The 7,929-nt window shown below is 68.9% G+C and carries 9 protein-coding genes; 4 read left to right on the top strand and 5 right to left on the bottom strand.

What is annotated here, in order from left to right; genetic code table 11:
- On the top strand, positions 1-534 hold a 534-nt coding region (locus ABZT47_RS40185), incomplete at its 5' end, for a cellulose binding domain-containing protein (RefSeq protein ID WP_354854046.1).
- A 33-nt stretch (positions 535-567) separates the two neighbouring features.
- Positions 568-2,070, top strand: a complete 1,503-nt coding sequence (locus ABZT47_RS40180; RefSeq protein WP_354854043.1) for a non-reducing end alpha-L-arabinofuranosidase family hydrolase — start codon at positions 568-570, stop codon at positions 2,068-2,070.
- A 512-nt stretch (positions 2,071-2,582) separates the two neighbouring features.
- Here the strand turns inward: ABZT47_RS40180 and ABZT47_RS40175 are convergent.
- The 5 genes from ABZT47_RS40175 to ABZT47_RS40155 all read right to left on the bottom strand — a co-directional run bounded on the left by ABZT47_RS40175 (position 2,583) and on the right by ABZT47_RS40155 (position 6,949).
- Positions 2,583-3,185: a hypothetical protein gene (locus ABZT47_RS40175; RefSeq protein WP_354854040.1), complete on the bottom strand. Its 603-nt coding sequence runs from the start codon at positions 3,183-3,185 to the stop codon at positions 2,583-2,585.
- A gap of 135 nt (positions 3,186-3,320) precedes the next feature.
- Positions 3,321-4,094 (bottom strand): response regulator transcription factor, encoded by a 774-nt coding sequence (locus ABZT47_RS40170; RefSeq protein WP_354854037.1) that lies wholly within the window; start codon positions 4,092-4,094, stop codon positions 3,321-3,323.
- Between the two features lie 85 nt (positions 4,095-4,179).
- A complete protein-coding gene (locus ABZT47_RS40165; RefSeq protein WP_354854034.1) occupies positions 4,180-5,307 on the bottom strand; it encodes a sensor histidine kinase in 1,128 nt (375 codons plus the stop codon).
- 99 nt (positions 5,308-5,406) lie between these two features.
- The gene (locus ABZT47_RS40160) at positions 5,407-5,895 is read right to left on the bottom strand and encodes a hypothetical protein (RefSeq protein ID WP_354854031.1); all 489 of its coding nucleotides are present in this window, start codon (positions 5,893-5,895) and stop codon (positions 5,407-5,409) included.
- A 274-nt stretch (positions 5,896-6,169) separates the two neighbouring features.
- Positions 6,170-6,949: a MerR family transcriptional regulator gene (locus tag ABZT47_RS40155; RefSeq protein WP_354854028.1), complete on the bottom strand. Its 780-nt coding sequence runs from the start codon at positions 6,947-6,949 to the stop codon at positions 6,170-6,172.
- 114 nt (positions 6,950-7,063) lie between these two features.
- Between ABZT47_RS40155 and ABZT47_RS40150 the strand changes: the two genes are divergently transcribed.
- A complete protein-coding gene (locus tag ABZT47_RS40150) occupies positions 7,064-7,504 on the top strand; it encodes a type II toxin-antitoxin system PemK/MazF family toxin (RefSeq protein WP_354854025.1) in 441 nt (146 codons plus the stop codon).
- A 227-nt stretch (positions 7,505-7,731) separates the two neighbouring features.
- On the top strand, positions 7,732-7,929 hold a 198-nt coding region (locus tag ABZT47_RS40145; RefSeq protein WP_354854022.1), incomplete at its 3' end, for a transposase.

Below are 7,929 nucleotides of genomic sequence, written 5' to 3'. Positions count from 1 at the left end.
GTGTGGGGCGTGCGCGACCAGGACTCCTGGCGTTCGGGTGACACCCCGCTGCTGTTCAGCGGCAGCAACAAGAAGCCCGCCTACGACGCCGTCCTGAACGCGCTCAACAACGCCACCCCCAACCCCACACCCACCCCGACGCCGACTCCCACGCCGACTCCCACGCCGACTCCGACTCCGACGCCCACGCCGACACCCACCCCGACGCCCACGCCGACCCCGACGCCGACCCCGGTTCCGGACGGATGCGCGGCGACGATCACGACGACCAACAGCTGGCCGGGTGGCTTCCAGTCGACGGTGACCGTCCAGGCGGGCAGCGCGGCGATCAGCGGATGGACCGTGCGGTGGACGTGGCCCGGCGGGCAGAGCATCAGCAGCCTGTGGAGCGGCACCCAGAGCACGTCCGGGTCCAGCGTCACCGTGCGTAACGCCGCCTACAACGGCTCCGTCGCCGCCGGCGGCTCCACGACCTTCGGGTTCACCGCGAACGGTACCGCGGCCACCCCCACCGCCACCTGCACCAGCCCCTGACGGGGGCCGGACAAGATGATGAGGAGAATACAGATGCGTCTGCCCTGGCGAGCGCGATCACCGCGCCCCTCCGCCGCCACGACCGTGGCGCCGCCCCGGCGCGCCGCGCGCCGCGGCCTCATGATCGGCGCCATTCCGGTCCTGCTGGCCGGAGCCGGCCTGGTGGGCACCCAGCCCGCCCAGGCGGCCGTCGCCTGCCGGGTCGACTACACCGTCAGCTCGAACTGGCCGGGCGGCTTCGGCGCCAGCGTCACCATCAACAACCTCGGTGACGCCGTCAACGGCTGGCGGCTGACCTGGTCCTTCGGCGCCGGTCAGAGCATCACCCAGATCTGGAACGCCACCCAGACGCAGTCCGGCTCGTCGGTGACCGCCACCAACGTCTCCTACAACGCCGCCATCCCCTCCGGGGGCAGCGTCAACTTCGGCTTCAACGGCTCGGCGACCGGCAGCAACCCCAACCCCACGTCGTTCTCCCTGAACGGCGTGGAGTGTACCGGCACCCCCGGCACTCCCACGCCGACGCCGACGCCGACGGTCACCCCGACCCCGAACCCGACGCCGACGCCGACTCCCACCCCGACGCCCACGCCGACTCCCACCCCCACGCCGACGCCGACCGGCACGTGCAACCTGCCCTCGTCCTACCGCTGGACGTCGACGGGCGCGCTGGCGCAGCCGAAGTCGGGCTGGGTGTCGCTCAAGGACTTCACCAACGTCGTCTACAACGGCAAGCACCTGGTCTACGCCACCACGCACGACAACGGGTCGAGCTGGGGCTCGATGGGCTTCAGCACGTTCACCAACTGGTCGGACATGGGCTCGGCGACCCAGACCAAGATGAACTCGGGCACGGTCGCGCCCACGCTGTTCTACTTCGCTCCCAAGAACATCTGGGTGCTGACCTACCAGTGGGGCGGCACGGCGTTCTCCTACCGCACCTCCAGCGACCCCACCAACCCCAACGGCTGGTCGGCGCAGCAGACCCTGTCCACCGCGAGCATCTCCGGCTCGGGCACCGGGCCGATCGACCAGACGCTGATCGGTGACGGCCAGAACATGTACCTGTTCTTCGCCGGCGACAACGGCAAGATCTACCGCTCCAGCATGCCCATCGGCAACTTCCCGGGCAGCTTCGGCTCCAACTACACCCAGATCATGAGCGACTCGACCAACAACCTGTTCGAGGCGGTCGAGGTCTACAAGCTGCAGAACCAGAACAAGTACCTCATGATCGTCGAGGCGATCGGCTCGCAGGGACGCTACTTCCGCTCCTTCACCGCCGACAGCCTCAGCGGCTCCTGGACGCCCAACGCCGCCAGCGAGAGCAACCCCTTCGCCGGCAAGGCCAACAGCGGTGCGACCTGGACCAACGACATCAGCCACGGTGACCTGGTCCGCAACAACCCCGACCAGACCAAGACCGTCGACCCCTGCAACCTGCAACTGCTCTACCAAGGCCGCAGCCCCAGCTCCAACGGCGTCGACTACGGCCTGCTGCCCTACCGCCCGGGCGTGCTGACCCTCCAGCGCTGACCGCGCGACACGGGTCCACCCCCGGGCCCTCACCGCCACGGCGGACGCCCTATCGCATAGGCGCTGTCCATGGCACGCGGTCGGGACCCGGATGGAGCTGAACGGTGGGCTCGGCACCAGGCCGAGCCCACCGGATCACCTCGCCGCTGCAAGAAGATCAGAAAGGCCACCTGCGATCGTCGCAGGTGGCCTTTCCGCTGCGTCGTGCTGGCGGGATCTTGAACCTCTATCGCCCGACCTGCCGCCGCTTCGGCTTGACGAGCACCCAACCCCGGCGGCGGGGTGAGGGATGTGAGGATCAATACGAAACGCTGGTCCATGGCGACGAGTGTGGGGGCGACGCGGAAGACGCTCAAGCGAGTCGGCGAGACCCTCGAGGGCTTGAGACGTCGTCGCCGTGCTTCGCCGTTGCATGGAGATCAACGGCCACAGGAGGCATGGCGGGTCTCCTGATCGACCGGGGGATCCCAGGACTCCGTCTCACGAAGCAGCCGTCCCGGTCGCGGCGAGGTCTAGTTCGAAAACCCGCCGGACCGGGTCCAGCGCAGTGTGGAGGACCCGCGTCTGAAGGTGATCTCTCTCCCGCCGTCGCCCGCCGAGACCCTTTCCCAGCCGTCGAAGCTTCTGGTCAGGTGGTGGTCCCATGTGCGCAGGTTCCCCGCCCCCACGGCCGCGATGGACTCCATCGGCGGCTCGCCGTCCGAACAGTAGTGGCCGAAGTCCGCCGTGGCGGTGACGGTTCCGCCGAAGGCCCGCAGGTGGATCCCCTGGCACGCCTCGGTGTTCGTGCCGTAGATCAGGCTCGGCCTCGTCCACCCGTCGGCCTGCGGGTCGGAGTGCTGTTCATACAGGCCCTTGCCACGCCGATAGTGCATGGCCACCCGCCGTCCGTCGTCCAGTGCGACCATGGCGTTGTACGGATCTCCAGCGCCATGCCAAGGGATGTCGCTCTTGCGTAGTCCGTACGAATAGCCTTTCGCGGTCTTCGCAGGGGTGGCGGCCGACTCGGATGCCGATGGGGCAGGACTCGTCCGCGCGATCGTCGGGTCCTGACCGCCGCACGCCGCCACTGTCACCAGCAGCAGCATTCCAGCTGACGCCAGCGGATGCTTCACGCGCGTACCTCGCTCTCTCACCGGTCGTCCGGCGTGGTCTCATCGGCTTCGTGCCGTCAATCACGCTAGATCAATCGGTGGGGGATGAGACCTGCATCGCGGGTCCGGCCCGGTCCCGATCTCTGGACAGGCTCGTCAGCGGATCTCCACGAGACCCTGTCGATAGGCGTAGGCGACGGCCTGGGCGCGGTCGCGGGCACCGATCTTGGCGAAGAGGTTGTTGATGTGCGTCTTCACCGTCGCCTCGCTGATGAACAGGTCGCCGGCGATCTGCGCGTTGGAGCGCCCCTCGGCCATGAGGCACAGCACCTCCGTCTCTCGCCTGGTCAGCCCGTCGGGGAGATCACCCTTCGGCCGAGGCGCGCGTCCTCGCTCCGCACCGGAGGCCCGATCCCGTACCGGAGCCTCACCGGCGGCGGACGCGTGCCCGCCGCCGGCCTCGCCCGAGCCGGGGACGCCGGGCTCGCGATCGCCGCCGGGCGGGGACGGCGCGGCCATGGTGTCCAGGAGGCGGCGCTGGACGGAGGGGTCCAGCTGGGCGCCGCCCCGCATCACGGTGGCGATGGCCCGGGCGATCTCCTCGGCGTCGGCGCTCTTGGTCAGGAACCCCCGCGCTCCGGCCTGCAGTGCGGCGAACACCGACTCGTCGTCGGAGTAGGTGGTCAGGACGACGACCTGGGTGCCCGGATACGCTGCGCGAACGCGCCTGGTCGCCTCCACTCCGTCCATCCTCGGCATCCGCAGATCCATCAGCACCACGTCGGGCCGCTCGGCCTCCACCAGCCGCAGGGCCGCCTCGCCGTCGCCAGCCGAACCCACCACCTCCACGCCGGGCAGCAGGCCCAGCAGCAGGGTGAGCCCCTCCCGCACGATGGTCTGGTCGTCCACCACGAGAACTCGCGCGGTCATGCGGATTCCCCCAGGTCCGGCATGGTCATGCCGATCACCACCGGCAGTGGCACCGCCATACCAGTTGCGAGCAGGCCGCGCATGGTCATGCGGACCGTCCCGCCATGGGCAAACGCAGGCGTACCAGGAACCCTTCGCCGTCCACTTCCCCCGCTTCCCCCGCCGACAGGCTTCCGCCCAGCAACTCGGCGCGCTCTCTCATGCCCACCAGACCGTAACCACCGCCCTGAACGCCCGGAGCGTCCGCCGGTGGGTTGGTGACCTCCAGTTCGCACGATCCGTCACCGAACTCCAGCCGTACGGTCGCCGAGGCGCCGGGGGCATGCCGCCGCACGTTGGTGAGGGCCTCCTGTGCGGTGCGGATCACCGCCAGTTCCGTCTCCGGCTCCAAGCGCCGTTCCGCCCCGTTCACGGTGACCGTGCAGTCCGCGCCGCTCGTCGCACGGAACTCCTCGGCCAGGACCTTGAGCGCCGCAGGCAGCGGGGGGCTGTCCTCCCGCAGCGCGGACACGGCACGGCGGGCCTCCTCCAAGCCGGTCTTGGCCAGCTCTCTGGCACGCTCGACCCGGTCCAGCGCCTCTTGCGGACGGTCGGCCCGCAGCAGCAGGCGCGCCCCTTCGAGATGGACGATCTGCGCCGACAGGGAGTGCGCCAGGATGTCGTGGATCTCCCTGGCGATCCTCGCCCGCTCGGCGAGCACCTCTTCTCTGGCCTCGGCACTGCGGGCCTCCCTGCGCAGTCTGATCGCGTAGGCGAAGAGGAAGACCAGACATGTGCTGACGCCGAGCCCGAACCACTCATCCCACCTGTGACCGGTCAGGCCGGCGAGCAGGAGACCTGCCAGGGCGAGCAGGCCGACCGGCAGCGATCGGGACAGTGGATGCTGCACGGCGGCCGACCCGACGCCGAACATCAGCGCCGCGAGGGCAGGACTGCTCTCACGGGAGATCACAAGGAGGAACAGCGAGGCGACCACCACGACGACGGACATGACCGGCACACCCCGAAGGGAGTGCGGAAAGCCCTTGCGGAGGTCGCCGGGCGCCACCACCAGGACCCCCGCGATGAGCAGAGTGAACCCCGCCACCAGCAACCCTCTCGGCGTCAACGGAGACCCGGCCTCCTGCTTGAGCTGAGCCAGCACGAAGACAAAGAGCACCAGGAGCCGCGATACGGCGGCCAGGTTCACCGTTCTTGTACGGGTCTGGGCCATGTCGGGAACATACCTGCGCACGTGACCGAACCGCAGGCCGGACCACGGCGCACAGCGTCAGGCAGGGCTCCGACCGCGCGTGGCTCGCGGCGCACAGCGTCAGGCACGCGCCGACCGCACGCGGCCCGCGGCGAACGGCATGGTGCGGGCGCGGCGGGCGACCAAGAACTCCTGGCAGCCGATCGTCACCCCCATGAAGAACAGCAGCGCCGTGGGGGCCTCGACGAGACCGAGCGCGTGGCCGGCCGCGAGGAGGGCGACGCGGGTGAGGGCGGAGGCCAGCCAGCCGAGCAACGTCCAGGCGGTCCCCTTGCACCACGCCAGTCCGTTCTCGTCCCGCCACACGACCATGGTGCGGGCGCGGACGAAGCCGAAGGCGACGGCTGACGCCAGTTCCACGACGAGCATCGCCACACTGAGCGCCAGGTTAGTGGCAGTGACGAGCCCGCCCGAGACCAGCCCCACCACGATCATGATCATGGCGAAGTAATGCAGGCCGTGAGCCTTGACCATCCTGGTCCTCATCTGGCGGTAGACGACCAGAGCGACCACCAGCACCACGGCGAAGGGCATGTACGTCGAATCCATGCGATGAACGGTAGGAAGATCTCCGTCACCGTGGATCGGCGCAGCGGTGGAGGTTTCCATCTCCACCCACGGGTGGAGAAGTCAAGGCCTACGCCGAGTCGCGGGCTCGGTCACCCAGTTGGTCACCCGGCAAAGCGGTAAGGCCACTTCCGAAGATCGGAAGTGGCCTTACCGCTGATGTTCCCGGGTCGGGGCGTAACGAGGTGAATCTCCGGTCACCCCTCGGCACCGTCGCACCGTCCGGGCCGATGCCGTCTCCCCCGCGCCGGGCTGGTCAGGCCCGTGCGCGGTCGGCATTGGCCATGATGGCGTCGTGGACGTATCGCGACAGGCCGGGGGCCATGTCGTCGTAGTTGCGGCCGATCCGTTGGTTGGCCAGGTACGCGGCGGCCAGGACGCGGTGGGCGTCATGGTCGCAGTCGTGGAACCAGCGGGCCGTGTGCAGCCGGTGTTCCTCGGCCAGGTCCATGACGGCCGGGTCGGTGGCCGGGGTGCCTGCGAGCATGGCGTCGACCAGCCGCTGGTGGATGCCGGACTGCTCGCCGCGGATCCGCTTCCAGTCCTCGGCGGAGTACCCCGCGGTGCGCTCCCGGCGCTGCCGCCAGGCTTCGGTGCCGCCGAACCGCCGCTCGGCCAGGGCGGCGTTGTCCTCCAGCTTCGTGCCGCCGAAGACCTCTAGCCGCTCCTTGGCGGTGAGGGTGATGCCGAGCGTGCGGGCGTTCAACTCCCGGTCGATGACCTCCACCATGGCCTGGTGCCGCGCGATCCGCTCGGTCAGCAGGCGGCGCTGCTCGCGCAGCCGGTCAGCGTCGGTGAGCGCTCGGTCGGCCAGGATGGCGGCGATCGCGTCGAGGTCGAAGTCCAGCTCACGGTAGAACAGGATGCGCTGGAGCCGGCGCAGGTCCTCGGCGGAGTAGAGACGGTAGCCGGCGGCGCTGCGCTCGTGCGGCTCCAGCAGGCCGATCTCGTCGTAGTGGTGCAGGGTGCGCACCGACACCCCCGCCAGCTCGGCCACGGCGCCGACGGTGTGTTCCATGTGGTCCATCGTGTCCATGCCCTCACTGTGCGGCCTCACGCGACGTAAGAGTCAACCGGTACGGCCGGCCCGGATCAGGGTCGGCGAGGTGGGAGGTCGAACACTGGCGAGGCATGGCGTTAGGCTGCAAGCATGCGTGATCTTGGTGACGATCCGCGCCCCGTTCGCGGCGTGGTACGGCAGGTGTACGACGTCGAAGGGGCGGCGGCCCTGGAATACTCCCCGAACTTGGACGGCCTGGCTGATCCCGGCGAGATCGTATGGGCCTGGGTACCGTACGAGGAGGACGCCACACGCGGCAAGGACAGGCCCCTGCTGCTCGTCGGCCGCCATGGGCGCCGGCTGTTGGGCATGCTGCTGTCCAGCCGCGACCCCGGCCCCGACCAAGATGACTGGCTGGAGCTTGGCTCCGGCACCTGGGATCGCGAGGGCCGGGTCTCCTACCTACGAGTGGACCGGGTTTTCGAACTCGACGAGGACGACATCCGCCGTGAGGGCTCCATCCTTGACCGGGCCAAGTTCGCCCGTGTCGCCACGATCCTGCATAAACGCTATGGCTGGCCGTTCGCATAGAAGTCGACCACCGAAATGATCACTGGACGGGTCCTCAGCTCAAGGTTGAAGGTCACGAACAAGAAGCTGTGCCTCACGTTCAAGAGGGACGCGGAAACGTCGTCGGGACTGGTCCGCGATCGTTGACCTATGGCTGCATACAGCGGCCTACGCCTGCGTTGGTGTTCCCCGGGTTCTGTGGAGGTAGATTGTTGGATTCTTGTGCCACTCGTTGAGAGGAGAGTGGCATGGGACGGCGCGGCTATCCGCCGGAGTTCCGCCGCAAGGTACTGGACCTGATCGCGGCTGGACGTAAGGTCACCGACCTGGCCCGCGACCTGGACATCAGCACTCAGACGATCTACACCTGGCGGCGGCAGGATCGCATTGACCGCGGCCTGGAGCCGGGGTTGACCAGCACGGAGAAAGTCGAGCTCGTCGTGGCC

Source organism: Sphaerisporangium sp. NPDC005289 (genome assembly GCF_040607455.1).
Lineage (GTDB): Bacteria > Actinomycetota > Actinomycetes > Streptosporangiales > Streptosporangiaceae > Sphaerisporangium > Sphaerisporangium rhizosphaerae.
Note: the sequence above shows the minus strand (reverse complement) of the source record. Positions and strands in the feature narration are given on the sequence as shown.